Origin of the sequence: Bradyrhizobium sp. BTAi1, from assembly GCF_000015165.1 — a bacterium.
Taxonomy (GTDB): domain Bacteria; phylum Pseudomonadota; class Alphaproteobacteria; order Rhizobiales; family Xanthobacteraceae; genus Bradyrhizobium; species Bradyrhizobium denitrificans.
In genome coordinates this window covers 4,702,757-4,725,852 of the sequence record NC_009485.1, presented here as the reverse complement: position 1 = coordinate 4,725,852, position 23,096 = coordinate 4,702,757, and the positions used below count along the sequence as shown (strand labels likewise).

Sequence of the window (23,096 nt, the reverse complement as noted above, 5' to 3'; positions counted from 1 at the left end):
CGGGAAGGGAAGCGGATGTCCGAGTTTTTCCACCATATCTTCAATACGTTGAGCAACGGCCTTCTCGGCTATATCGTCCCGTTCCTGTTCGTGCTGACGATCGTGGTGTTCTTCCACGAACTCGGCCACTTCCTGATCGCGCGCTGGGCGGGCGTGAAGGTGCTAACGTTTTCGCTCGGATTTGGTCCGGAACTGATCGGTTTCAACGACCGCCACAACACCCGCTGGAAGATCTCCGCGATCCCGCTCGGCGGCTATGTGAAGTTCTTCGGCGACGAATCCGAGGCCTCGACACCGTCGGCCGAGGCGCTGGCCAAGATGACGCCGCAGGAGCGCGCCGACAGCTTCCACCACAAGACGGTCGGCCAGCGCGCCGCGATCGTCGCGGCCGGCCCGATCGCCAATTTCATCCTCGCCGTGATCATCTTCGCCGGCATGGCGCTGTATTTCGGCAAGCCGAACACCACGCCGCGGGTCGACGCGGTGCAGCCGGACAGCGTCGCGGCGGCGGCCGGCTTCAAGAATGGTGACGTTATCGCCGCCATTGACGGCCGGCCGATTGAGACCTTCGCCGACATGCAGCGGGTGGTGTCGGTCAGCGCCGGCTCGGAATTGTCGTTTCTGATCAAGCGCGACGGCACGGAACTGACCCTGAAGGCCACCCCGGCGCTGAAGGAGGTCAAGGATCTGTTCGGCAACAGCCACCGGATCGGTGTGCTCGGCATTCAGTACAATGCCAAGCCGGACGAATCGCGCTCGATCCCGGTCGGGTTCTTCGAATCGATCAAGATCGGCTTCGAGCAGGTCTGGTTCATCATCGCGACAACCTTCAAGTTCATCGCGTCGTTGTTCGCGGGAGCCGGGAGTGCCGGCGATGTCGGCGGTCCGATCCGAATCGCACAACTCTCCGGGCAGGCTGCGAGCCTTGGTTTCCAATTCGTTGTGCAGCTGTGTGCGACCCTGTCGGTCTCCATCGGCCTGTTGAACCTGTTCCCAGTTCCTCTGCTCGATGGCGGGCACCTGCTGTTTTACGGGGTTGAAGCGGTCCGCGGCCGTCCGCTGTCCGAGCGGGCGCAGGAAATGGGGTTCCGAATCGGCCTGGGGCTGGTTCTGATGCTGATGGTGTTCGCGACCTACAACGATATTCTGCACCTCGCCGGGTCGTGATCACGGCCATTTTAAGACGTGGCGGATGGGCAACGTTTTGAAACGAATTTGAAAATTCGGAGAAATCCGGCGTTTGCCGTCGGGTTCAAATTGGCTACAAGCGAACGACAAATGGGAATCTGTCGGTTCGGTAGGGGTACTGAACCGGCATCGGGATAAGGGCGCGTAGCGCATGAAGTTCGGATTGCGGGTGCGGGGGGGCATGCTGGCCACCCTAATCATGTTCGCCGTTCCGGTGGCTCTGCCGCTGGCGAATGTGATGATGTCGTCGCCAGCCGCCGCACAGTCGGTCAATGCGATCGAAGTTGTCGGCAACCGTCGCGTCGAGGTGGAGACCATCCGCTCGTATTTCAAGCCGGGTCCGGGCGGCACGCTTGATGCCGGCCGCGTTGACGACGGCCTCAAGGCCCTGATCGAGACCGGCTTGTTCTCGGATGTGAAGATCAACCGCCAGGGCGGACGCCTGGTCGTGACCGTGGTGGAAAACCCGGTGATCGGCCGCGTCGCCTTCGAGGGCAACAAGAAGGTCAAGGACGAGCAGCTCCAGGCCGAGGTCCAGTCGAAGCCGCGCGGCACCCTGTCGCGGCCGATGGTTCAGTCGGATGCGCAGCGCATCGCCGAGATCTATCGCCGGTCTGGCCGTTACGACGTGCGCGTCACGCCGGAAATGATCGAGCAGCCGAACAACCGCGTCGACCTGATCTTCACGGTCGAGGAAGGCGCCAAGACCGGCGTGAAGTCGATCGAGTTCGTCGGCAACAACGCGTTCTCGTCCTACCGTCTGAAGGACGTCATCAAGACGCACGAGACCAATCTTTTAAGCTTCCTCGGCTCCGGCGACGTGTACGATCCGGACCGTGTCGAGGCCGACCGCGATCTCATCCGCCGCTTTTACCTCAAGAACGGCTACGCCGACGTGCAGGTCGTCGCCGCGCTCACCGAATATGATCCGGAGCGCAAGGGCTTCCTGGTCACCTTCAAGATCGAGGAAGGCCAGCAATATCGGGTCGGTTCGGTCGACTTCCAGTCGACGATCCCGACGCTCGACCCCAATTCGCTGCGCACGTTCTCGCGGGTGAATGTCGGCTCGCTCTACAACGTCGAAAGCCTCGAAAAGTCGGTCGAAGAGATGCAGATCGAGGCCTCGCGGCGCGGCTATGCCTTCGCCGTGGTGCGGCCGCGTGGCGACCGTAATTTCGAGGCCCACACCGTCTCGGTGGTGTTCGCCATCGACGAGGGCCCGCGCACCTATATCGAGCGCATCAATATCCGCGGCAACACCCGCACCCGCGATTACGTCATTCGTCGCGAGTTCGATATCTCCGAGGGCGACGCCTATAACCGTGCGCTGGTCGATCGGGCCGAGCGCCGCCTGAAGAATCTCGACTTCTTCAAGGACGTGAAGATCACGACCGAGCCGGGCTCCTCGAGCGACCGCGTCATCCTGGTCGTCAATCTCGAAGAGAAATCGACCGGTGACTTCTCGATCTCCGGCGGCTATTCGACCACCGATGGCGCGCTGGCCGAGGTGTCGATCTCGGAGCGCAACTTCCTGGGCCGCGGTCTGTTCGCCAAGGCCTCCGTCACCTACGGTCAGTTCGCCCGTGGCTACTCGCTGTCCTTTGTCGAGCCCTATCTGCTCGACTACCGGGTGGCGCTCGGCCTCGACCTCTATCAGCGTCAGCAGCTGGCCAACAACTTCATCTCGTACGGCACCAAGACGCTCGGCTTCAGCCCGCGGCTCGGCTTCCAGCTGCGCGAGGATCTGTCGCTGCAGCTGCGCTACTCGATCTACCGCCAGGAGATCACGCTGCCGGCGACGCTGTCGGACTGTAACAACCTGACCGCCGGTACCCTGATCGGCAACCGCTTCGTGCCGTTCAACCCGACGCCTGCGTTTATCAATGCCAATGGCGGCGTCGATCCGACCGGCAATAACGGCCTGGGCTGCTTCGCCAACGGCGAGGCGTCGCTGCCGGTCCGCCAGGAGCTGGCGAAGGGCGCGACCCTGACTTCGGCGCTGGGCTACACGCTCAACTACAACACGCTGGACAACAACAAGAACCCGACCGACGGCCTGCTCATCGACTTCAAGCAGGACTTCGCGGGTGTTGGCGGCGACGTGTCGTACCTGAAGACCGCGTTCGATGCGAAGTACTTCACCCCGCTGGTGTCGGACATCGTCAGCATCGTCCATCTGCAGGGCGGTATCCTGAACAAGATCGGCAACACGCAGCTGCGCATGCTCGATCACTTCCAGATGGGCCCGAATCTGGTCCGCGGCTTCGCCCCGAACGGCATCGGTCCGCGTGACATCAACCCGTTCGGCACGCAGGACGCGCTGGGCGGCACCAAGTACTGGGGTGCTTCGCTCGAACTGCAGATGCCGTTCTGGTTCCTGCCCAAGGAAGTGGGTCTGAAGGGTGCGGTCTATGCCGACGCCGGCGGGCTCTGGGGCTATCAGGGACCGACGTCGTGGGCCCAGACCGGCGAGGTCAATGTGGCCGGCTGTCGGGCACCGACGCGAGCCACGGGAACCGTGCCTGCCAATGCCGGCACCTGCCTCGGACTGCAGTTCGACGACCAGAACAAGGTCCGCAGCTCGGTCGGTGTGGGTCTGGTGTGGGCGTCGCCGTTCGGACCGCTGCGCTTCGACTACGCGATCCCGCTCACCAAGGGGCAGTTCGACCGGACCCAGGAATTCCGCTTCGGTGGTGGCACGTCGTTCTAAGACGGCTGTTGCGGCCCGATCCGGATTGGCGTAGGCCGACCGTGACGGTGTAAGAGGATGGAGCTCGGTTCCGGGAGACGGAGCCGAGCTCTGACTTTTTGTCCTGAGAGTGCGACGGATGGCCCAGCCGAGCTTTTTTCAATCTCCACCTCCCACGACCCTCGCGGCGATCGCTGCGGCGGCCAATGCCACGCTGGTCGATGCCTCCCGGGGCGAGCAGGTGATCACGGGACTGGCGGCGCTCGATGAGGCCGGTCCGATGCATCTCGCCTTTTTCGACAATCTCAAATACGCCGACCAGTTGGCGATGACGAAAGCGGGCGCCTGTCTGGTCAGCCCACGCTTCGAGGCGCGGGTGCCGTCCCATGTCGCCGTCGTCAGGGCCAATCAGCCGTTCCGGGCCTTCGTGCAACTCGCGCGCACGATGCACGCCGACGCGCTGCGTCCTCAATCCTGGTTCGGGTGCGACGGGATTTCGTCACAAGCGATCATCGATCCCAGCGCGCGCCTGGAGGACGGCGTCGTCGTCGAGCCGCTGGCCGTGATCGGCGCTCATGTCGAGATCGGGGCGGGGACCATCGTCGGCGCCGGAGCGGTGATCGGCCCGCACGTCAAGATCGGGCGCGACTGCAATGTCGGCGCTCGCACCGTCATCCAATGCGCGCTGATCGGCAATGACGTGCTGATCCATCCGGCCTGCGCGATCGGCCAGGACGGCTATGGCTTCATCTTCTTCGGCCCAGGTGGCCATGTGAAAGTGCCGCAGACGGGGCGGGTGATCATCCAGAATCATGTCGAAATCGGTGCCGGCACGACGATCGATCGCGGCAGTCTGCGCGACACAGTGATCGGCGAGGGCACCAAAATCGACAATCAGGTCCAGATCGGCCACAATGTCACGATCGGGCGGCATTGCCTCCTGGCAGCCCAGATCGGGCTGGCGGGGAGCCTCACGATCGGCGACAACGTCGCGCTTGGGGCAAAGGTCGGCATCAACAACCACCTGACGATCGGTGACGGGGCGCAGGTGACCGCGATGAGCGGCGTCAAGGACGACATCCCGCCGAATGGCCGGTGGGGCGGGTTCTTCGCCAAGCCGACCAAACAGTGGTTCCGCGAGATCGTCGCGGTGGAACGGCTGGTGCGCGATCAGACGGCGACGAACAAGGACGAAGGACAGGAGTGATGGAGGAGTCACCCATCAGGTTTGCGGACGTCGACATCAACGAGATTCTCAAGACACTTCCGCACCGTTATCCGTTTCTCCTGATCGACCGCGTGAAGAACATCCGCGCCGACTACAGCGGCATCGGCGTCAAGAACGTTTCGATCGGAGAGCCCTGCTTCCAGGGCCATTTCCCGGAGCGGCCGGTCTATCCGGGCGTGCTGATGATCGAGGGCATGGCGCAGACGGCGGGCGTGATCGGCATCAAGTCGGTCGAGGGCACGGAAAAGCCGCGCGCGGTGTATTTTCTGACCATCGATAAGTGCAAATTCCGCAAGCCGGTGCTGCCGGGCCAGACCATCGAGTATCACATGCGCTCGATCGGGCGGCGCAAGACGATGTGGTGGTTTCACGGTGACGCCAAGGTCGACGGGACAATCGTCGCCGAGGCCGATGTCGGCGCCATGCTGACCGACTGACGTGCGTGCTGGTAGAGAGTTGATTGCGTCGAGATGAGCAAGATTGATCCCACCGCGCGCGTCGAGGACGGCGCCGTCATCGGCGAGGGCACCGTCATCGGTCCCTTCTGCGTCATCGGCCCACACGTCGTCATCGGGGCGAATTGCAAGCTGATCAGCCACGTCCAGATCATGGGCCACACCACGATCGGCGACGACAATGTGATCTCGCCCTTCGTGGTGCTGGGCGGCGCGCCGCAGGATCTGAGCTATCGCGGCGAGCCGCACCGGCTCGTGATCGGCTCCGGCTGCACCTTCCGCGAAGGCGTGACGATGAACATCGGCACCACCAAGGGCGGCGGGTTGACCAAGGTCGGCGATGGCGGGTTCTTCATGAACAACGCCCATGTCGCCCATGATTGCGTGGTCGGCAACAACGTCATTTTCGCCACCTCGGCGACGCTCGGCGGTCATGTCGAGGTCGGCGATTCCGTCTATATCGGCGGCCTGTCGGCAGTGCATCAGTTCACCCGGATCGGCCATGGCGTGATGGTCGGCGGCGTCTGCGGCGTGCGCGGCGACATCATTCCGTACGGTCTGGTCAACGGCCAGTATGCCGCGCTCGAAGGCCTCAACATCATCGGCATGAAGCGCCGCAAGTTCACCCGCGAACGGCTCGCGACGGTCCGCGCCTTTTATCAGAAGCTGTTCCACGGCCCCGGCGTGTTCGCCGATCGCCTTGCGGCCGTGCGTCCGATGGCGGGGGATGATCCGGCCATCGGCGAGATCCTGTCCTTCATCGACGGTGGTCGACATCGCGCGCTCTGCCTGCCCGAGATCGGCAGACCGGCTGCGGAGCTTTGACCGACATGGGCGGGCCGGCCACCGAGACCTCGCCGCCTGTTGGCCTGATCGCGGCCGGTGGCGTGCTGCCCTTCGCGGTGGCCGACGAGATCGTGGCGCGCGGGCAGACGCCGGTGCTGTTTGCGTTGAAAGGCATCTGCGACCCGAAGCCGCTGGCGCGCTTCCGCCATCACTGGATCGGCCTCGGCCAGCTCGGCAATGCCTTGAAGTTGTTGAAGGCGGAGGGCGTCCGCGACCTGATGTTCATCGGCAACCTCGTGCGTCCCGCGGTCTCCGAGATCCGTATCGACTGGGGCACCTTGCGCGAGCTGCCCTACATCTGGTCGGCATTCCGGGGCGGCGACGATCATCTGCTGTCGGGCGTCGGCCGTATCTTCGAGCGCCACGGCTTCCATATGATCGGCGTCAAGGATGTCGCTCCCAATCTGCTCGTTCCCGAAGGGCATCTGACGCGAAGCCGGCCGAATGATCTGGTCACCGGCGATATCGCCAAGGGGCTCGCCGTGCTCCGCGCCATGGCGCCGTTCGATGTCGGCCAGGCCGTGGTCGTGATCGATGGGCATGTCGTGGCACTCGAAGACATTGGGGGCACCGACGGGCTGTTGGCCCGCGTCGTGCGCCTGCGCGCCGATCGCCGCATCCGGTCCGCGGCCGGGCGAGGCGTGCTGGTGAAGGCGCCGAAATCCGGCCAGGACCTCCGCTATGACCTGCCGACCATCGGCCCGCGGACCGTCGAAGGCCTGTCCGCTGCGGGCCTCGCCGGCGTCGCCGTCTCTGCCGGCTACACGCTGCTGGCCGACCCGCAGGAAACCGTCTCGGCGGCCGATCGTGCCGGCCTGTTCATCACGGGCGTCGCTGCGTGACGGCGCTCCCCGCGGCAGGCCCGGCCATCCGCAGGATCTGTCTGGTCGCGACCGAGGAGTCGGGGGACCGTCTCGGCGCCAGCCTGATGAAGGTGCTGCGCCAACGTCTCGGGGATGGCGTCGCGTTTTCCGGCGTCGGCGGCCGCGGCATGATCGGCGAGGGTCTCGTCTCGCTGTTTCCGATCGAGGAGCTGTCGATCGTCGGTTTCACCGCCGTGCTGAAGCAGCTGCCCAAGATCTTGCGCCTGATCCGCGGCACGGTGGATGCGATCGTCGCGTCGCAGCCGGACGTGCTCGTCATCATCGACAGTCCCGATTTCACCCAGCGCGTGGCGAAGCGGGTTCGCGCGCGCGATGGCGCGATCCCGATCGTCAACTACGTGGCGCCGACCGTGTGGGCGTGGCGGCCGGGCCGGGCACGGACGATGCGTGGCTATGTCGATCATGTCCTCGGCCTGCTGCCGTTCGAGCCCGACGCATTCCGCCGGCTCGATGGTCCGCCCTGCACCTATGTCGGCCATCCCCTGATCGAGCAGCTTGCGAGCCTGCGTCCCACCCCGGAGGAGCAGGCGCGCCGCGAGGCCGCGCCGCCACGGTTGCTGGTACTGCCCGGCAGCCGCCGCAGCGAGGTCGGGCGGCATATGCCGGTGTTCGGCGAGACCCTGGCCCGGCTGCAGGCCCAAGGCATCGCGTTCGAAGCGGTGCTGCCGACGACACCGCATCTCGAAGCCGCTGTCAAAGCAGGGGTGGCCAATTGGCCGGTGCAGCCGACCATCATCATGGGCGAGGCCGAGAAGCGCTCCGCCTTCCGCAGCGCGCGCGCGGCGCTCGCCAAATCCGGTACGGTGACCCTCGAACTCGCGCTGGCCGGCGTGCCGATGGTCACGGCCTATCGCGTCGGCCAAGTCGAAGCCTTCATCCTGCGGCGTCTCGTCAAGGTGCCATCGGTGATCCTCGCCAATCTCGTGATCGGCGAGGCCGTCATTCCGGAGTTCCTGCAGGAAGACTGCACGGCGGACAATCTTGCGCCGGTGCTGGTCGATCTGTTGAAAGACGGGCCCGTCCGCGCCCGCCAAGTTGCCGCGTTCAGTCGCCTCGACAGCATCATGGCGACAGGCGCGGCCTCGCCGAGCGAGCGTGCCGCCGACATCGTGCTGGCGACGATGCGCCGCGAACGAGCGCCGGGCTGATGCGTTCGGGGCGCGGACATCCGGCGATGTCAGGACGCGCTCACCGCAAATGCGCCTGGAGAAAACTGACCGTTCGTGTCAGCGCGTCGGCGGCTTCAGGGCGGCTTGGATCGAAATCGAAGCCGTGGCCCATGCCCGGATAGACGACCAGATCGGCCGCACCGCCGAGTGCCGCGGCACGATCGACAAGCGCCTTGCCCGACGAGAGGGGGACGTTGCGGTCGGCGTCGCCGTGCAGCGCGAGCAGAGGCGGCAGGTGAGCCAGGCCATGCTGAGCCGGGCCGGGAATCCCGCCATAAAACACCACCAGCGCGTCGATCCGCGGATCTGATGCGGCAGAGGTCACGGCGAGGAAGCCGCCATTGGAGAAACCGAGCAGCCCGACCTTGCCGGAGAACACGTCACGTCGCGCCATGAAGGAGACGACGTCGCGGATGCGCGCCGACCACTCCGGCAAATGTTTGTAAAAATAGGCTTGCCGAGAAGCCTGATCAGATGATCCCATCGGCTCGATGTCGGCGGCGGCGTAGTAGGACACGAGAACCGCATCGATCCCCTTCTGAGCCAGCGTCTCGGCATAACGTCGATACGCTGCCGCAAAGCGCTCAATCCCCTGTGCGCCGTGGAGAATGATCACGGCCGGCCGCCTGCCGTCCTGACGGCCGGGAAACAGCTTGATCGCGACCGGCGCGTCGGCGGTCGCGACGGTCAGTTCCTGCGGCGCTGCATCGTCTGCATGCGTTGGGCTCGCGCCGATGCAGGCCAGCATCAGCGCCGTGGCGCAGATCCGTCGGAAGAGCCGAAGCCGTTTGGCCATTGCGCCGCCCTTGCGCTGTTGAGATCAGACCATCCAACCGCAATGAAAAAGGCCCGTCCAGCGCTCTGGACGGGCCCTTGATGATTGATCTCGCTATCGATCAGCCGCGCTTGTCGATCTCGACATAGTTGCGGGTGGCCACGCCGGTGTAGAGCTGGCGCGGCCGGCCGATCTTCTGCTGCGGGTCCTCGATCATCTCGCTCCACTGGCTGATCCAGCCGACGGTGCGGGCGACCGCGAACAGCACGGTGAACATCGAGACCGGGAAGCCCATCGCCTTGAGCGTGATGCCCGAATAGAAGTCGACGTTCGGATACAGCTTGCGGTCGATGAAGTACTGATCGCTGAGCGCGATCTTCTCGAGCTCCAGCGCGACCTTCAGCATCTGGTCGTCGGCGTGGCCCGTCTCCTTGAGCACCGCGTGACACATCTTCTGCATGATCTTGGCGCGCGGGTCGTAGTTCTTGTAGACGCGATGGCCGAAGCCCATCAGGCGCACGTCGCTGTTCTTGTCCTTCACCTTGGCGATGAACTCAGGGATCTTGTCGACGGTGCCGATCTCGGCCAGCATGTTCAGTGCGGCCTCATTGGCGCCGCCATGCGCCGGTCCCCACAGGCAGGCGATGCCGGCGGCGATGCAGGCGAACGGATTGGCGCCCGAGGAGCCGGCGATGCGGACCGTCGAGGTCGACGCGTTCTGCTCGTGATCGGCGTGCAGGATGAAGATCTTGTCGAGCGCGTCGGCGAGCACCGGGTTCGGCTTGTAATCCTCGCACGGCACGGCGAAGCACATGTGCAGGAAGTTCTCGGCGAACGACAGCGCGTTCTTCGGATAAACGAAGGGCTGGCCGATGGTGTATTTGTAGGCCATCGCCGCGAGCGTCGGGATCTTCGCGATCATCCGCATCGACGCGATCATGCGCTGCTTCGGATCGTTGATGTCGGTCGAGTCGTGGTAGAACGCGGCCAGCGCGCCGACCGAGGCCACCATGACCGCCATCGGATGCGCGTCACGGCGGAAGCCGTGGAAGAAGCGCGACATCTGCTCGTGCACCATCGTGTGATGGGTCACGCGATAGTCGAAGTCTTTCTTTTGCGCCGCCGTCGGGAGTTCCCCGTACAGCAGGAGATAGCAGGTCTCCAGGAAGTCGCCCTTCTCGGCGAGCTGCTCGATCGGGTAGCCGCGGTATTCCAGGACGCCGGCGTCGCCGTCGATATAGGTGATCTTGGACTGGCAGCTGCCGGTGGAGGTGAAGCCGGGGTCATAGGTGAACATCCCGGTCTGGGCGTAGAGCTTGCCGATGTCGATGACGTCGGGGCCCACCGTGCCGCTCAGGATCGGAAGATCAAAGTTCTTGTTGCCGACGGTGAGGGTCGCGGTCTTGCTTGCGGATTTTGCGTCCATCGTTTGTCCCCGATGAGATCGTTAGGCTTGGCCCTTGTTCTTTTTGAGAGATGGCAGGGCGGGTGGACTTTATCTAGTGCGGTGGCTTTGACATTCGCGTCAGAGACATTCGCGTCAAAGACATTCGCATGCACTTTCGCTGCGAAGACCTTAAGCGAAGGTCAAATCCGAAACCGCACTGGATTCTTATACTTACTAGTGTCCTTCGGCTGTAACATCCGTAAACGAGGCCCGCCGCAACGTGTTACGAATGCCAAAGCCGGGACACCGGTTGGTGCCGCGCAAATGCGTATCGTATTGCCCTGTGCGCTGCAAGATGGGGTAAATGAGACCTTATGAGGTGGTCTGATCTTTGAGACGGCCTAGGGATTCATCACGCCCCAGAATTGCCAAAACGTCGAAGATGCCGGGCGAGGTGGTCCGTCCGGTCAGCGCGGCGCGCAGCGGCTGGGCCACCGCGCCCAGCTTGAGATTGTTCGTTTCGGCAAATGCACGCAGCGCGGCTTCTGTGGCCGGGCCGCTCCAGGGCTCCACGGCCGCCAGCGCGTCGTGCAGTCGGCCGATCAAGGCGCGACTGTCCGGCGTCAGCAGGGCGGCAGCCTTGGCATCGATCGGCAGCGGCCGGTCGGCGAAGAGGAAGGCGGCGCCGTCGATCAGCTCCAGCAGCGTCTTGGCGCGCTCCTTCAGGCTCGGCATCGCCTGGGTCAGCTGCGCGCGCGTCGCGTCATTGAGCTTGGCCTTGAGCGTCGCGCCGTTCGGCACGTAATTCAGCACGTCCTCGAACTGCCGGACGAGCGCCGCGTCATCGCTGTGGCGGATATAGTGGCCGTTGAGATTTTCCAGCTTGGCGAAGTCGAAACGCGCCGCCGAGCGGCCGATCGCCGGCAGATCGAACGCTTTGATCATCTCCTCGGTCGAGAAAATCTCCTGGTCGCCATGGCTCCAGCCGAGCCGCACCAGGTAATTGCGCAGCGCGGACGGCAAATATCCCATCGCGCGGTAGGCATCGACGCCGAGTGCGCCGTGGCGCTTCGACAGCTTCGAACCGTCGGGCCCGTGAATCAACGGGATGTGCGACATCGACGGCACCGTCCAGCCCAGCGCATCGTAGATCTGCTTCTGGCGCGCGGCGTTGATCAGATGGTCGTCGCCGCGGATCACATGGGTGACCCCCATATCGTGGTCGTCGACCACCACGGCCAGCATATAGGTCGGATTGCCATCGCCTCGCAGCAGCACGAGGTCGTCGAGATTCTCGTTCTGCCAGACCACGCGGCCCTGCACCTGGTCCTCGATGACGGTCTCGCCGGTCAGCGGTGCGCGCAGCCGGATCGTCGGCTTGACGTCGCCTGGCGCGTCCTTCGGGTCGCGGTCGCGCCACATCCCGTCATAGAGCCGGGTACGGCCTTCGGCGCGCGCCTTCTCGCGCATGGCAGCCAGCTCTTCCGCGGTGGCATAGCAGCGATACGCCATGCCGCTGGCGAGCAGCTGCTCGGCGACCTCGCGGTGGCGCGCGGCGCGGCTATATTGGTAGATGACCTCGCCGTCCCAATCGAGTTCGAGCCATTTCAGCCCGTCCAGGATGGCGTCGATCGCTGCCGTCGTCGAGCGCTCGCGGTCGGTGTCCTCGATTCTGAGCAGCATCTTGCCGCAGCGGCCGCGCGCATACAGCCAGTTGAACAGCGCCGTCCGGGCGCCTCCGATATGGAGAAAGCCGGTCGGGGAGGGGGCAAAGCGCGTGACGATCGGTGAGGTCATGGGCGGCAGCACGAAATCCAGGCAGGGGCTGTAAAGGGCGGGGGGTGTATAGCAGGCCTATCGCATAACTAAAGCCTTCCTTGGGGGAGGCGGATTTGGCAGATAGGCTGCCAAATTCCGGAGCAGGATATTCTTGATGACCACGACGACAGACACGGCAGCGACGGCTGAGGCAGGGCGCGACTTCATCCGCGACATCGTCCAGGCCGATCTCGACAGCGGCAGGCACAAGACCGTCGTCACCCGGTTCCCGCCGGAGCCGAACGGCTACCTGCATATCGGCCATGCCAAGTCGATCGGTCTCAACTTCGGCATCGCCAAGGAATTCGGCGGCCGCTGCAATCTGCGTTTCGACGACACCAATCCGACCAAAGAGGAGCAGGAATATATCGATTCCATCCAGGCCGACGTGCGCTGGCTCGGCTACGATTGGGGCGACAACCTGTTCTACGCGTCGGACTATTTCGAGCGGCTTTACGAGTGGGCGGAAGGGCTGATCAAGGCCGGCCTCGCTTATGTCGACGACCAGTCGCAGGAGGAGATCCGGCTGGCGCGCGGCACGCTCACCGAGCCCGGCAAGAACAGCCCGTTCCGCGACCGAACGGTCGAGGAGAATCTCGACCTGTTCCGGCGCATGAAGGCCGGCGAATTCCCGAACGGCGCGCGCGTGCTGCGCGCCAAGATCGACATGGCCGCCGGCAACATCAACCTGCGCGACCCCGTGCTTTACCGGATTCTGCACGCCCATCACCCGCGCACCGGCGACACCTGGAAGATCTATCCGAGCTATGATTACGCCCACGGCCAGTCGGACGCGATTGAGGGCGTCACGCACTCGATCTGCACGCTCGAATTCGAGGATCACCGGCCGCTCTACGAATGGCTCCTCGACAAGCTGCCGGTGCCGTCGCATCCGCATCAATACGAGTTCGCGCGGCTCAACCTGACCTACACGCTGCTGTCCAAGCGCGTGCTGACGCGGCTGGTGCAGGACGGCCACGTTGCCGGCTGGAACGATCCGCGCATGCCGACCATCGCCGGGCTGAAGCGCCGCGGCGTGCCGCCGGCCGCGGTGCGCGAGTTCATCAAGCGCATCGGCATTGCGAAAGCCAACAGCATCGTCGATGTCGGCATGCTCGAATTCTGCATCCGCGAGGAGCTGAACCGCACTGCGTTGCGCCGCATGGCGGTGCTGCGTCCCTTGAAGGTGGTGATCGAGAACTATCCGGAAGGCCAGGTCGAGGAACTCGAGGCGATCAACCATCCGGACGATCCATCCGCCGGTACCCGCAAGATCGCTTTCGGCCGCGAGCTTTATATTGAGCAGGACGACTTCATGGAGAACCCGCCCAAGAAGTTCTTCCGCCTGTCGCCCGGCACCGAGGTGCGGCTGCGCTATGCCTATTTCATCAAGTGCCGCGAGGTCATCAAGAACGCGGCCGGCGAGATCGTCGAGCTGCGCTGCACCTATGATCCGGCGACCAAGGGCGGCAACGCGCCCGATGGGCGCAAAGTCAAGGCGACGATGCACTGGCTGCCGGCAGCGCAGTCCCTCACGGCCGAGATCCGCATCTACAATCAGCTGTTCGCCAATCCGAGCCCCAACGCCGCCGACTTCACCGCCGACCTCAACCCCAACTCGCTCGAAGTGCTGACCGACGCCCGGATCGAGCCGGCGATCGCGGCAGCCAATTCGGATGCACCGATGCAGTTCGAGCGCCAGGGCTATTTCGTACGCGATCCGGACTCGACGCCGGACAAGCTCGTCTTCAACCGCACGATCGGCCTGCGCGATACGTTCGCCAAGGAAGTCGCGAAAGGCGGATGATGCGCCCGGCCGGCGCGATCGCCGCCTCAGGTGATCGCGTCATGGCCAGCCTCGGTCAGCCTCGGCACGCCGTCGCTGACCTCGACAAGACCGCGGGCGGTGAGCAGCGCAATATCCTCGTCCGCGACGGGCGAGAGCGCGAGCCGGCGTCCTTTGATGTCTCGCAATGTCCAGCGCAGGTGGATCGCCTTCTCGAGATCGAGATCGGCAAGGGGGTCGTCAATACGGTCGTCGTCCATGCCCCAAATAAGCACCGATGCGACCCAAAGTTCCAATCACCATTCGTGCACATAGCTGCGAGATTCGCGTTTTGTTCCGCTAGGCCAGTTCCGCTGAGTTCCGCTAGCCTCTGCTTCCGTCAAATTACGGGGGACCGAGATGGCGGAGCCCGCCAGGCCGCCAGGATGGCGTCGCGGGATCGCGGGCGTGATGGCCGATGTCTGGCCGCCACGCGGCGCGCGGACCGGAGGCTGGCCTGAGGTCGGCGCCGACGCCTGGCCGTCGCTATCCGCCCATCTGACGCGCTGGACGCGCGAGGAGGCCGGGGCTGGCCGGCTGCTGCCCTGGGTGCCGGTCGCCTTCGGCGCCGGCATTGCGGTTTATTTTGCCGCCGATCATGAGCCCGCGCTGTGGGCAAGCGTGCCGACCGCGCTGCTGCTCTGCATCGTCGCCGTGCTGATGCGGCGGCATCCGCTGTTTCCGGCGGCGGTGATGATCGCGGCCGCGGCGTCCGGCTATGCGGTCGCGACCAGCAAGACCGCACGCGTGGCGCATCCGGTGCTGCCTCGGCCGCTTTACTCCGTGGCGCTGTCCGGCTTCGTCGAGGCGCGTGACATCCGCGAGCGCAGCGATCGCATCGTGCTGCGTGTGACCGCGATGGAGAGCGATCGCCACGCGATCACGCTGACGCGCGTCCGGCTGGCCGTGCGCAAGGGCACCGCGCCCGATGTCGGCAGCTTCGTGCAGCTCAAGGCGCGGCTGCTGCCCCCACTGGCGCCGGTGCGGCCCGGCAGCTACGATTTCGCGCGCGACATGTTCTTCCAAGGCATCGGCGCCTCCGGCTTCGTAATGGGCGGGATCACGACGCTGACGCCGCCGCAGGAGGGCGGCTTTGGCCTGCGCTATGGGGCGGCCATGCAGGGCCTGCGCGATGCGATCGACGCGCGCATCCGGGCCCGGCTCGATGGCGACGAGCGCGCCATCGCGACCGCGCTGCTGACCGGCCGGCGCGATGCGATCACGCCTGATGTCAACGACGCGATGTTCATCTCGGGCCTCGGCCATGTGCTCTCGATCTCGGGCTATCACATGGCGGTGGTCGCGGGCGTCGTGTTCTTCGCGGTGCGCGCGCTGCTCGCACTGATCCCCGGCCTCACGGTGAGCCTCCCGATCAAGAAATGGGCGGCTGCGGCGGCTTTGGTCGCGGCGGCGTTCTATCTGCTCCTGTCGGGCGCGGAGGTCGCGACGCAGCGGTCGTTCTTCATGACGGCCATCGTGCTGATCGCAGTCATGGTCGATCGCCGCGCGGTGACGTTCCGCACGCTGGCCGTCGCGGCGATGATCGTCCTGATCGCGGCGCCCGAAGCGCTCGTCCATCCGAGCTTTCAGATGTCGTTCGCGGCGACGCTCGGCCTGGTCGCGCTGGTGCAATTCGGGCTGCCGCGATTATTCGCGACGCCGGACAGCTCCGTCACCGAACGCATCGCGTTATGGGGCGGCCGCGAACTCGCGATGCTGCTGTTGGCCTCGCTGATCGCTGGGCTCGCCACGACGCCCTATGCGGCGTTTCACTTCCATCGGATCACGCCCTATGGCGTGCTGGCCAATCTTGCGGCCATGCCCGTGGTCTCGGCGCTGGTGATGCCGGCCGGCCTGCTGGGACTGCTTGCGGCGCCCTTCGGACTCGACGGTCTTTGCTGGACATTGATGGGCTGGGGCATCGACTGGATGATCGCGGTGACGCGCTGGGTAGCGGCGCTACCTGGGGCCGTCGGACGCGTCACGGCGTTCGGCATCGGTCCGCTGATCCTGGCCAGTTTCGGGCTCCTGCTCATCGGCCTGTTGCGGACACCGCTGCGCTGGTCGGGCGCGGTCCTGATCGCTATTGCCACGATCTGGTCCGTCAGCACGCCGCAGCCGGACATCCTGATTTCCGGCGACGGACGCGCGGTCGCCGTGCGCGGGCGCGACGGTCGGCTGCATGTGATGCGGACCGGCAAGGATGTGTTCGTCGTCAAGGAGTGGCTGGCGGCCGATGCCGATCCGCGCGTGCCGTCGGACCCCACCTTGGGAGACGGGGTGTCCTGCGACGAGTCCGGTTGTGTGATGGCCATGGCCGATGGCCGGTTCGTGGCGCTGACGCTGCGCCCGGAGGCGCTGGCCGACGATTGCACGCGCGCGGCACTGATCGTGACGTCGCGCGCTGCGCCAGCGTCCTGCGCAGCCGCCGCGATTGATCGCCAGCGCCTGCAGCAGCAGGGCGCCTTGATGCTGGCGACGCAGGGGGTGGGATTTGCTGTCAAACCGGCGCGCGCCGTCGGCACCAGCCGGCCATGGTGGCCAGCCGCCGAGACGGGCGAGTTCGAGCCGGTGCTGACGCCGCGCGCGTCGATGCCACGCGTCCAGGACGCGACACCGCCTGAGGCGGAGCAGGGTGCAGATGATTAGGTCGTTCACGACCGGCGAGGGGGCCGGTTCACCCACGCAATCATCTCAAATGGAACGCCAACATCACGAGACGCTCCGCGGACTCACAAGATGACCGCCGAGCGCCCCATGTTCGTTACCAGATGTTCGTTTCCAGAGGCCGCCAAGCGGCGGCCGCCGGTTGTTGCCAAAACGAGGAGCTGCCGCGCCGCGTCGGTGCGATCCGAAGAATGGGCTTGGCGAATCCAGACTCGGCGAATCCAGACGCGCCGAACGAGGGTGGATTTGCCAAGAAAACGCGAGCGCGTGCCGAGCGGTACGATCAGGTGATGCTGATACGGCGAATCGTCGGGCTTTCTGTCGCCGGAAGCTCCTCCGCAACATCCGGGCGTCGATCGGCTGATGGCTTGGTGACCGGCAGCTGCAGCACGGTTACGCGCTGGCCCTCGCACAGCTGGGTGACAAGCACATGGCGCCCGTCGGCGAACTCAACGGCGTCGTGATGGCGATCGGGGACGTGCTTCTCGATGGTGTTGAACTTGGCCACGCGCTCGCGGATCGTGCGGGTCCACAGCCAGCGGCTATCGTAGCGGACGTCCTCGGCGAACGCGAGCTCGGTGCCGGGGAGCATGCAGACCGCGACGTTGGGCTCGCTTTCCAAGGCGAAGCCACGGGTCGCGGTGCCGCGGAACGTCGTCGAAATCAGCGTCTCGCCGACCTTGGCGGGACGGGAGGCAACGGCATGGAGGCTGTAGTCACACATCGGATCGCTCCTCGTTCAGAGATAGCCGACCCACGCTCCCCCCGGACAGGCGCAGGCCTCTATCAGAGTGGACATCAAGGAGGATGTTAGCGCGCGCTTCGCGGCATTTCTGCGCTGATCTGCACGGCCTCTGCCTGCGCGCGATCACAAGCGTTTGAGCACGCGTTCGAGTCTGCCGCGTTGCACATCCGTTGCACATCATGAGGTGCATTGGCAGAGGGCGTGATTGCTCGCCGCCAGCGGCCGCTGTCGCGCGACGCACCGCTTCCTGAGGTGGCCGCCGCATCGTCCCGACGGCGGAGCTCACTCACGCCCCCGGTCACTGTTGAGGTCCGCTGATCGTGACGACCGCCGAGCTTGTCGGCGTCAGTATCCGCGCAGCATGTCCGCGATCAGTATTTGCGATAGAGGCCAACCAGCTTGCCCTGGATCTTCACCCGGTTGGGCGGCAGGATGCGCACCTCGTAAGCGGTGTTGGCGGGCTCCAGCGCGATCGAGGCGCCGCGGCGCCGGAAGCGCTTCAATGTCGCTTCCTCATCGTCGATCAGCGCCACCACGATGTCGCCGGTGTCGGCGGTCTCGTTGCGCTGGATCAGCGCCATGTCGCCGTCGAGGATACCGGCATCGACCATCGAATCGCCGCGCACTTCGAGGGCGTAATGATCGCCATTGCCGAGCATGTCAGCCGGAACGCTGATCGTATGGCTGCGGGTCTGCAGCGCCTCGATCGGGGTACCGGCGGCAATCCGGCCCATGACCGGCACCGCGACGGGTCGTTCGCCGTCGTCGAGCGCCGGCGTGGAGGTTCTCACCTTGCCGAGATTCCCCTCGATGACCGACGGCGTGAAACCGCGGCGATTGCTGGCCGCCTGCGACAGCTCCGGAAGCTTGATCACCTCGATCGCGCGGGCGCGATTGGGCAATCGACGGATGAAGCCACGCTCCTCCAGCGCCGTGATCAGGCGATGGATGCCGGACTTCGAGCGCAGGTCGAGCGCATCTTTCATCTCGTCGAAGGACGGCGGCACACCGGCTTCCTTGAGCCGTTCATTGATGAACCGCAGAAGTTCGTACTGTTTGCGCGTCAGCATCTCGACCTGGTCCCCAGTTGGTGTCGTCCGAGTCCCGTGCCGTGCTCCGACGACCAGCGTTCGAGAGCGAAGGGGAATCGGACGATCGCGTTCGCCCGCAACATACTAAAAACAAATCATGAACGGACACTATATGTTCGATGTGTGTTCCGCAATCCCAAAAATATGGTGAACGGACCGGGATTTGCCGGGGAAAACGGCTCAGAGCGGCAGGCGCAGGATCTCGCATGGGCTGCCGGCCGATGCCTTCGGCGCGAACGCCGGGCGGATCACCAGCGCCTGCGACAGCGCGAGATTCCCGAGCAGCGAGGAATCCTGCTGCGTCACGGGGGTTGCGATCAGCGTGCCGTCGGCGCGCTTGTCGAGCTGTGCCCGCAGATAGTCCTCACGCGAATCGTTGGCGCCGAGGTCGCGGCCGAGCAGGGCGGTCTCGCGCGGCAGCTGCGGCTCCCGGCCGAGCAGGCTGCGAATCAGCGGCACCAGAAACAGGATCGCGCAGACATAGGACGACACCGGATTACCCGGCAGACCGATGACGCGCATGCCGGCGAGGCGGCCATGCATCATCGGCTTGCCCGGGCGCATCGCGATCTTCCAGAACGCCATCTCGACGCCCTCGGCCTCGAGCGCCTGCTTGACCAGGTCATGATCGCCAACCGACGCGCCGCCGGTGGTGACGAGAATGTCGGCCGCGGCCTCGCGCGCGCGGCGAATGCCGGCGACGGTCGCTTCGAGCGTATCGGCGGCAATGCCGAGATCGATGGCTTCGGCGCCTTCGCTGCGCACCAGCGCGCGCAGCGCGTAGCCGTTGGAATAGACGATCTGGCCGGGCCCGGGCGTGGATCCCGGCATCACCAGTTCGTCGCCGGTCGCGAGCAGCGCCACCTTCGGCCGGCGCCGTACCGGCAGCGCCGGATGGTTCATGCTGGCGGCGAGCGACAGATCGCGGTCGCTGAGACGGCGTCCGGCCTGCAGCAGCACCATGCCCTGGTGGAAGTCCACGCCGGCGGGCCGGATGTGCCGGCCCTTGATCGCCGGCTCCGTGATCACGACGTGGCCATCCTCGGCGATCGTGTCCTCCTGGATCACGACCGCATCGGCCCCCTCCGGCACCACGCCGCCGGTGAAGATGCGGGCGGTCTCGCCGGGCCCCACGACGCGGTCGAACGGCCGTCCCGCCGCGACCTCGCCGATGACTTTCAATCGTGCCTTGGGCTTGTCGGCGTCGGCTGCACGCAGAGCATAGCCGTCCATCGCCGACATCGCCTCGGGCGGCTGGGTCCGCAGCGCCGCGAGGTCGCGGGCGAGCACCCGGTGAAACGCGGCGTCCAGCCCCACCATTTCCTCGGCCAGGGGCTCGGCGCCGGCGAGCACTGCAGACAACGCATCGGACACCGGCATCAGGGCCATGGAAGTTCCTTCGGACGGAGACGGGAGGACGACTCGAAAGTCTCGCCTTCTAACCGAACGCACACGGCCCGGCCAAGGTCTAAGCCGCGCGCCAAGTTCGCATCAGTCCGCGGGGCCTGCCTCGGCAGCGATCTCACAAGCACGCGAGAAAGTCCGTGATCAGGCGGGTGACCTCCTGCGGCCGCTCCAGGCTCGGCAGATGCGCCGCTTCGGCGATCGCGCAGCCCGAGCCGTTCGGCAATGTGGCCGCGATCAGGCGGCTTCGCTCCTGGATGTGAGGAAAGTCGAACCCGCCCCAGATGATGCGTGACGGCGCGGTGATCTCGGCGAGGCACGGGAAGGCGGGTGCCGTGTCGAGGTTGGCGCCGGCCGCCGGCGCGCGCAGTGCCGCCAGGTTCTTCTGCAGAAAGCTCGCGCGCAGCTCGCCGGTGATGCGGCCCTCCCGCTGCAGCGGTCCATCAAGCCAGAGGTGGACCTTGATCGCGCTGACCCGGTCCCAGTCGCGCGCAGCCTCGGCCGCGGCAAGCCGGGTGAGCAGCGGTTCGATCGGCGGTGGATAGACCGGCTCCGGCGCTCCGCTGACCGACGGCGCGATCAGCACCAGCGCGCGGAGGCGCGACGGATGCAGAAGCGCGAAATCGAGCGCGATGCGGCCGCCTTGCGAGCACGCGACGAGCGTCGCCGGCCGGCCCGGCGCCAACGCATCGAGCACGGCAAGCAGGTCGGCAACCGGCGAATGATCTTCCGTCTCCGTCCGCGTCTCGCCGAAGCCGCGCCGGTCATAGGCAATCGCCAGATGCGTTGCCGCGACAGCATCGAGCTGCGCCCGCCACATCGTGCGGTCGAACACGGCGGCATGCAGGAACACCACGGGGTCGCCGTGACCCGCGAGCTCGGCGGCAAGCTGCGCGCGGCCCGAATGGATCCAGATGGTGCTCGACATCATGCTTGTTTCTCTTGCCAAACCATTCGGGGAGATTTTTTCCGCTTCGCCGCGGCTCGACGCGCCGCCGCCAACGCCGCACGACTCCAGCTGATGAATTCGTCGGGCTCATCGAAGAGCCGGTCGGGAATGCGCCAGAAGGCGAGGTCGATCGCGACGCCCTTCTTGCGATAGTTCAGCGGCGGATGCGATTGTGCTTCAGCGAACATGGCACGATTGTCATCGTCGACCCGCAGATACAGCGTGTTGTCAGCGACCATGCCGAGCATCGCGCCGTCATGGAAGATACCCGTCTTGCCGAACATGCGCCTGAGCGTGATGGAGCCGAGCGGCGCGAATTGCTCGCGCAGGAATTCGACATAGTCCGGCGTCGCAACCATGCGTGAGCCTCTGCCCTGATCGGCGGGATGCTTGTGCGTACGCCATCATACCACATGCCGGACCCAGACATTCGGCTCGACATAGACGGCGTAATCATGCGCGACTGACGCGGTTACGGGCACCAGCGCGTTGGGCAGCTCGACCTCGCCGGAGCGGTCGAACGTCACGCCGGTCCATTGCGTCCACTCGGCGAGGGTGCCGACGATGGTCATCGAGCATGGCGCGATCTTGATGATCTCGCCGCCGATGGCGAGGTGCGTGCGCAGCCAGGAATCCGCGAGCAGACCATCGGGGCGGCGCTGCTGCAGATAGTCCCGCATCGGCATCCGCGGCAGCTGATGTTTCTGGTTCGGTCGCACCGGCGCGTACAATTCGGCGAAACCTTTCGCGCGTGCGCAGTCCTTGAGCGCCGCGAGCATCGCGCGCGAGCTGCCGGGTACGCGCGTGCCTTCGGCAGCAGCGCGATCTCCAGCGCGCTCATCGTTGTCGGTCGCCGCTCCAGCATGCGGTCCTCGTGACCCCAGCGGATCACCTCGTCCCAGCCCGCATCCAGAAGCTCGCTGCGGCCCTCAGCTCCGAACGCGAAGGGAACGGCAAAGGCGCGCCCGACCACCTCGTCGCCAGCAAGCGCGGCTAAGGCGCCGTCGGCATAATGCGCGAACGCGGCCTCGCTGTAGTACAGCATCGCCGTCCGATCCTGCCGCATGAAGTCGGGCCAGACGCCGTCGAGCTCGGGCGAGAACACGCGGGGAATCAGGTCGGGCCGATCGCCGAGGGAGATGATCTCGAGATCCATTCGCGCTCCAGGAGGCTGCGTTGGTGAGGCTGTCGCGAGCTTAGGCGGTTCGGGCCTGGGTGGCCAGCGATCGCGCGGATGTCGGCCGGACCTGTGGTGACTGCCGCCGGTTTCCTCTTTGCAGGCGGAGCGGCTGCGGGCCGATCGGCGCGCGGGGATCTGGTCAGACATGAGGGGCCGACGCGATCAGATCCCCAACGCCTGCAGGGCCGCGGCGATGTCCTCCGTCGAGCGCACCAGCACCGCCTGCAGCCCGCTGGCACGGGCGCCCTCGATGTTCTCAGCGAGATCGTCGAAGAACAGGATGCGCTCGGCCCGGATTCCAATCGCCTGCACCACGTGCTGATAGGCCGCGGCGTCCGGCTTGCGCAGGCCGATCGACGACGACAGAAAGATCTCGCGGAAATGACCGAGCAGATCGGCGTAGCGCGATGAGAAGTGCTCGATATGCGGCTGGTTGGTGTTGGAGAAGGCGTAGAGCGGCAGTCTGTCCGCCGCGCGGACGAGCAGGGGGGCGATGCCGGGCATCGGGCCGACAAAGATCGCGTTCCAGCCCTCGAGAAATTGATCGTCGGTGATGTCGATGCCGAGCTGCCGGCGCAGATTGGCGAAGAAGGCAGCATCGGAGACGGTGCCGCGCTCATGCCCGTGATAGATCTCGTCGCGCACAAAGCGCGCGGCGAGATCCTCCGGCGCGCGGCCAGCATGGCTGGCCCAGCGCGACACGACCTGCACGAAATCGATGTCGATCACGACCCGGCCGAGATCGAACAGCAGCGCGTCGACCGCGCCGGGGCGAAGATCGGAGGAGAGCATGTGA

Annotated in this window: 21 protein-coding genes; 9 read left to right on the top strand and 12 right to left on the bottom strand. The window is 65.5% G+C overall.

Going from position 1 to position 23,096, the window contains the following annotated elements:
• Nucleotides 1-15: 15 nt before the first annotated feature.
• The 7 genes from rseP to lpxB all read left to right on the top strand — a co-directional run bounded on the left by rseP (nt 16) and on the right by lpxB (nt 8,438).
• Nucleotides 16-1,167 carry an RIP metalloprotease RseP gene (rseP, locus tag BBTA_RS21070; protein WP_012044538.1) on the top strand — a complete coding sequence of 384 codons (1,152 nt, stop codon included), beginning with the start codon at nt 16-18 and terminating at the stop codon, nt 1,165-1,167.
• Between the two features lie 172 nt (nt 1,168-1,339).
• Nucleotides 1,340-3,898: an outer membrane protein assembly factor BamA gene (gene bamA / locus BBTA_RS21065; RefSeq protein ID WP_012044537.1), complete on the top strand. Its 2,559-nt coding sequence runs from the start codon at nt 1,340-1,342 to the stop codon at nt 3,896-3,898.
• 118 nt (nt 3,899-4,016) lie between these two features.
• Nucleotides 4,017-5,084, top strand: a complete 1,068-nt coding sequence (lpxD, locus tag BBTA_RS21060) for a UDP-3-O-(3-hydroxymyristoyl)glucosamine N-acyltransferase (RefSeq protein WP_012044536.1) — start codon at nt 4,017-4,019, stop codon at nt 5,082-5,084.
• On the top strand, nt 5,084-5,542 hold the full coding sequence (gene fabZ / locus BBTA_RS21055; protein ID WP_012044535.1) for a 3-hydroxyacyl-ACP dehydratase FabZ: 459 nt from the start codon (nt 5,084-5,086) through the stop codon (nt 5,540-5,542). The genes lpxD and fabZ overlap by 1 nt, the downstream gene beginning before the upstream one ends.
• Before the next feature lie 33 nt (nt 5,543-5,575).
• A complete protein-coding gene (lpxA, locus tag BBTA_RS21050) occupies nt 5,576-6,385 on the top strand; it encodes an acyl-ACP--UDP-N-acetylglucosamine O-acyltransferase (RefSeq protein WP_012044534.1) in 810 nt (269 codons plus the stop codon).
• A 5-nt stretch (nt 6,386-6,390) separates the two neighbouring features.
• On the top strand, nt 6,391-7,248 hold the full coding sequence (locus tag BBTA_RS21045) for an LpxI family protein (protein WP_012044533.1): 858 nt from the start codon (nt 6,391-6,393) through the stop codon (nt 7,246-7,248).
• Nucleotides 7,245-8,438 (top strand): lipid-A-disaccharide synthase, encoded by a 1,194-nt coding sequence (gene lpxB / locus BBTA_RS21040; protein WP_012044532.1) that lies wholly within the window; start codon nt 7,245-7,247, stop codon nt 8,436-8,438. The genes BBTA_RS21045 and lpxB overlap by 4 nt, the downstream gene beginning before the upstream one ends.
• 40 nt (nt 8,439-8,478) lie before the next feature.
• Here the strand turns inward: lpxB and BBTA_RS21035 are convergent, their stop codons facing one another.
• From BBTA_RS21035 to gltX, 3 genes are all read right to left on the bottom strand, one after another.
• A complete protein-coding gene (locus tag BBTA_RS21035; RefSeq protein WP_012044531.1) occupies nt 8,479-9,255 on the bottom strand; it encodes a dienelactone hydrolase family protein in 777 nt (258 codons plus the stop codon).
• A gap of 100 nt (nt 9,256-9,355) precedes the next feature.
• On the bottom strand, nt 9,356-10,660 hold the full coding sequence (gene gltA / locus BBTA_RS21030; protein ID WP_012044530.1) for a citrate synthase: 1,305 nt from the start codon (nt 10,658-10,660) through the stop codon (nt 9,356-9,358).
• Between the two features lie 333 nt (nt 10,661-10,993).
• Nucleotides 10,994-12,418 carry a glutamate--tRNA ligase gene (gltX, locus tag BBTA_RS21025; RefSeq protein WP_012044529.1) on the bottom strand — a complete coding sequence of 475 codons (1,425 nt, stop codon included), beginning with the start codon at nt 12,416-12,418 and terminating at the stop codon, nt 10,994-10,996.
• A 136-nt stretch (nt 12,419-12,554) separates the two neighbouring features.
• Between gltX and BBTA_RS21020 the strand changes: the two genes are divergently transcribed.
• On the top strand, nt 12,555-14,246 hold the full coding sequence (locus tag BBTA_RS21020) for a glutamine--tRNA ligase/YqeY domain fusion protein (RefSeq protein ID WP_012044528.1): 1,692 nt from the start codon (nt 12,555-12,557) through the stop codon (nt 14,244-14,246).
• A gap of 26 nt (nt 14,247-14,272) precedes the next feature.
• Here BBTA_RS21020 and BBTA_RS21015 read toward each other — a convergent pair whose 3' ends face one another.
• Complete coding sequence (locus BBTA_RS21015; protein ID WP_012044527.1) at nt 14,273-14,485, bottom strand: hypothetical protein; 213 nt, start codon at nt 14,483-14,485, stop codon at nt 14,273-14,275.
• A gap of 139 nt (nt 14,486-14,624) precedes the next feature.
• On the opposite strand from BBTA_RS21015, the gene BBTA_RS21010 reads away from it, so the two are divergent.
• Nucleotides 14,625-16,913 (top strand): ComEC/Rec2 family competence protein, encoded by a 2,289-nt coding sequence (locus BBTA_RS21010; protein WP_012044526.1) that lies wholly within the window; start codon nt 14,625-14,627, stop codon nt 16,911-16,913.
• Nucleotides 16,914-17,214: 301 nt separating this feature from the next.
• Here BBTA_RS21010 and BBTA_RS21005 read toward each other — a convergent pair whose 3' ends face one another.
• From BBTA_RS21005 to BBTA_RS20975, 8 genes are all read right to left on the bottom strand, one after another.
• The gene (locus BBTA_RS21005; protein ID WP_012044525.1) at nt 17,215-17,655 is read right to left on the bottom strand and encodes a hypothetical protein; all 441 of its coding nucleotides are present in this window, start codon (nt 17,653-17,655) and stop codon (nt 17,215-17,217) included.
• Nucleotides 17,656-18,047: 392 nt separating this feature from the next.
• Nucleotides 18,048-18,746: a transcriptional repressor LexA gene (lexA, locus tag BBTA_RS21000; RefSeq protein ID WP_012044524.1), complete on the bottom strand. Its 699-nt coding sequence runs from the start codon at nt 18,744-18,746 to the stop codon at nt 18,048-18,050.
• 201 nt (nt 18,747-18,947) lie between these two features.
• Nucleotides 18,948-20,156, bottom strand: coding sequence for a gephyrin-like molybdotransferase Glp (gene glp, locus BBTA_RS20995; protein ID WP_012044523.1), 1,209 nt, complete (start codon nt 20,154-20,156; stop codon nt 18,948-18,950).
• Between the two features lie 133 nt (nt 20,157-20,289).
• Nucleotides 20,290-21,102, bottom strand: a complete 813-nt coding sequence (locus BBTA_RS20990) for an alpha/beta fold hydrolase (protein WP_012044522.1) — start codon at nt 21,100-21,102, stop codon at nt 20,290-20,292.
• Nucleotides 21,099-21,479, bottom strand: coding sequence for a TfoX/Sxy family protein (locus BBTA_RS20985; protein WP_012044521.1), 381 nt, complete (start codon nt 21,477-21,479; stop codon nt 21,099-21,101). Before BBTA_RS20985 ends, BBTA_RS20990 begins: the two co-directional genes overlap by 4 nt.
• A 45-nt stretch (nt 21,480-21,524) precedes the next feature.
• A complete protein-coding gene (locus tag BBTA_RS41845) occupies nt 21,525-21,692 on the bottom strand; it encodes a hypothetical protein (RefSeq protein ID WP_371260138.1) in 168 nt (55 codons plus the stop codon).
• Complete coding sequence (locus BBTA_RS20980; protein WP_371260137.1) at nt 21,689-22,276, bottom strand: hypothetical protein; 588 nt, start codon at nt 22,274-22,276, stop codon at nt 21,689-21,691. The genes BBTA_RS41845 and BBTA_RS20980 overlap by 4 nt, the downstream gene beginning before the upstream one ends.
• Nucleotides 22,277-22,462: 186 nt before the next feature.
• Nucleotides 22,463-23,092, bottom strand: coding sequence for an HAD family phosphatase (locus tag BBTA_RS20975; RefSeq protein WP_012044520.1), 630 nt, complete (start codon nt 23,090-23,092; stop codon nt 22,463-22,465).
• Between the last annotated feature and the right edge of the window lie 4 nt (nt 23,093-23,096).

Bases quoted from the DNA above. Each gene is read 5' to 3' on its own strand.
- rseP (WP_012044538.1), top strand. From the start codon at position 16: ATGTCCGAGTTTTTCCACCATATCTTCAATACGTTGAGCAACGGCCTT.
- bamA (WP_012044537.1), top strand. From the start codon at position 1,340: ATGAAGTTCGGATTGCGGGTGCGGGGGGGCATGCTGGCCACCCTAATC.
- lpxD (WP_012044536.1), top strand. From the start codon at position 4,017: ATGGCCCAGCCGAGCTTTTTTCAATCTCCACCTCCCACGACCCTCGCG.
- fabZ (WP_012044535.1), top strand. From the start codon at position 5,084: ATGGAGGAGTCACCCATCAGGTTTGCGGACGTCGACATCAACGAGATT.
- lpxA (WP_012044534.1), top strand. From the start codon at position 5,576: ATGAGCAAGATTGATCCCACCGCGCGCGTCGAGGACGGCGCCGTCATC.
- BBTA_RS21045 (WP_012044533.1), top strand. From the start codon at position 6,391: ATGGGCGGGCCGGCCACCGAGACCTCGCCGCCTGTTGGCCTGATCGCG.
- BBTA_RS21035 (WP_012044531.1), bottom strand. From the start codon at position 9,255: ATGGCCAAACGGCTTCGGCTCTTCCGACGGATCTGCGCCACGGCGCTG.
- gltA (WP_012044530.1), bottom strand. From the start codon at position 10,660: ATGGACGCAAAATCCGCAAGCAAGACCGCGACCCTCACCGTCGGCAAC.
- gltX (WP_012044529.1), bottom strand. From the start codon at position 12,418: ATGACCTCACCGATCGTCACGCGCTTTGCCCCCTCCCCGACCGGCTTT.
- BBTA_RS21020 (WP_012044528.1), top strand. From the start codon at position 12,555: ATGACCACGACGACAGACACGGCAGCGACGGCTGAGGCAGGGCGCGAC.
- BBTA_RS21015 (WP_012044527.1), bottom strand. From the start codon at position 14,485: ATGGACGACGACCGTATTGACGACCCCCTTGCCGATCTCGATCTCGAG.
- BBTA_RS21010 (WP_012044526.1), top strand. From the start codon at position 14,625: ATGGCGGAGCCCGCCAGGCCGCCAGGATGGCGTCGCGGGATCGCGGGC.
- BBTA_RS21005 (WP_012044525.1), bottom strand. From the start codon at position 17,655: ATGTGTGACTACAGCCTCCATGCCGTTGCCTCCCGTCCCGCCAAGGTC.
- lexA (WP_012044524.1), bottom strand. From the start codon at position 18,746: ATGCTGACGCGCAAACAGTACGAACTTCTGCGGTTCATCAATGAACGG.
- glp (WP_012044523.1), bottom strand. From the start codon at position 20,156: ATGGCCCTGATGCCGGTGTCCGATGCGTTGTCTGCAGTGCTCGCCGGC.
- BBTA_RS20990 (WP_012044522.1), bottom strand. From the start codon at position 21,102: ATGATGTCGAGCACCATCTGGATCCATTCGGGCCGCGCGCAGCTTGCC.
- BBTA_RS20985 (WP_012044521.1), bottom strand. From the start codon at position 21,479: ATGGTTGCGACGCCGGACTATGTCGAATTCCTGCGCGAGCAATTCGCG.
- BBTA_RS41845 (WP_371260138.1), bottom strand. From the start codon at position 21,692: ATGACCATCGTCGGCACCCTCGCCGAGTGGACGCAATGGACCGGCGTG.
- BBTA_RS20980 (WP_371260137.1), bottom strand. From the start codon at position 22,276: ATGGATCTCGAGATCATCTCCCTCGGCGATCGGCCCGACCTGATTCCC.
- BBTA_RS20975 (WP_012044520.1), bottom strand. From the start codon at position 23,092: ATGCTCTCCTCCGATCTTCGCCCCGGCGCGGTCGACGCGCTGCTGTTC.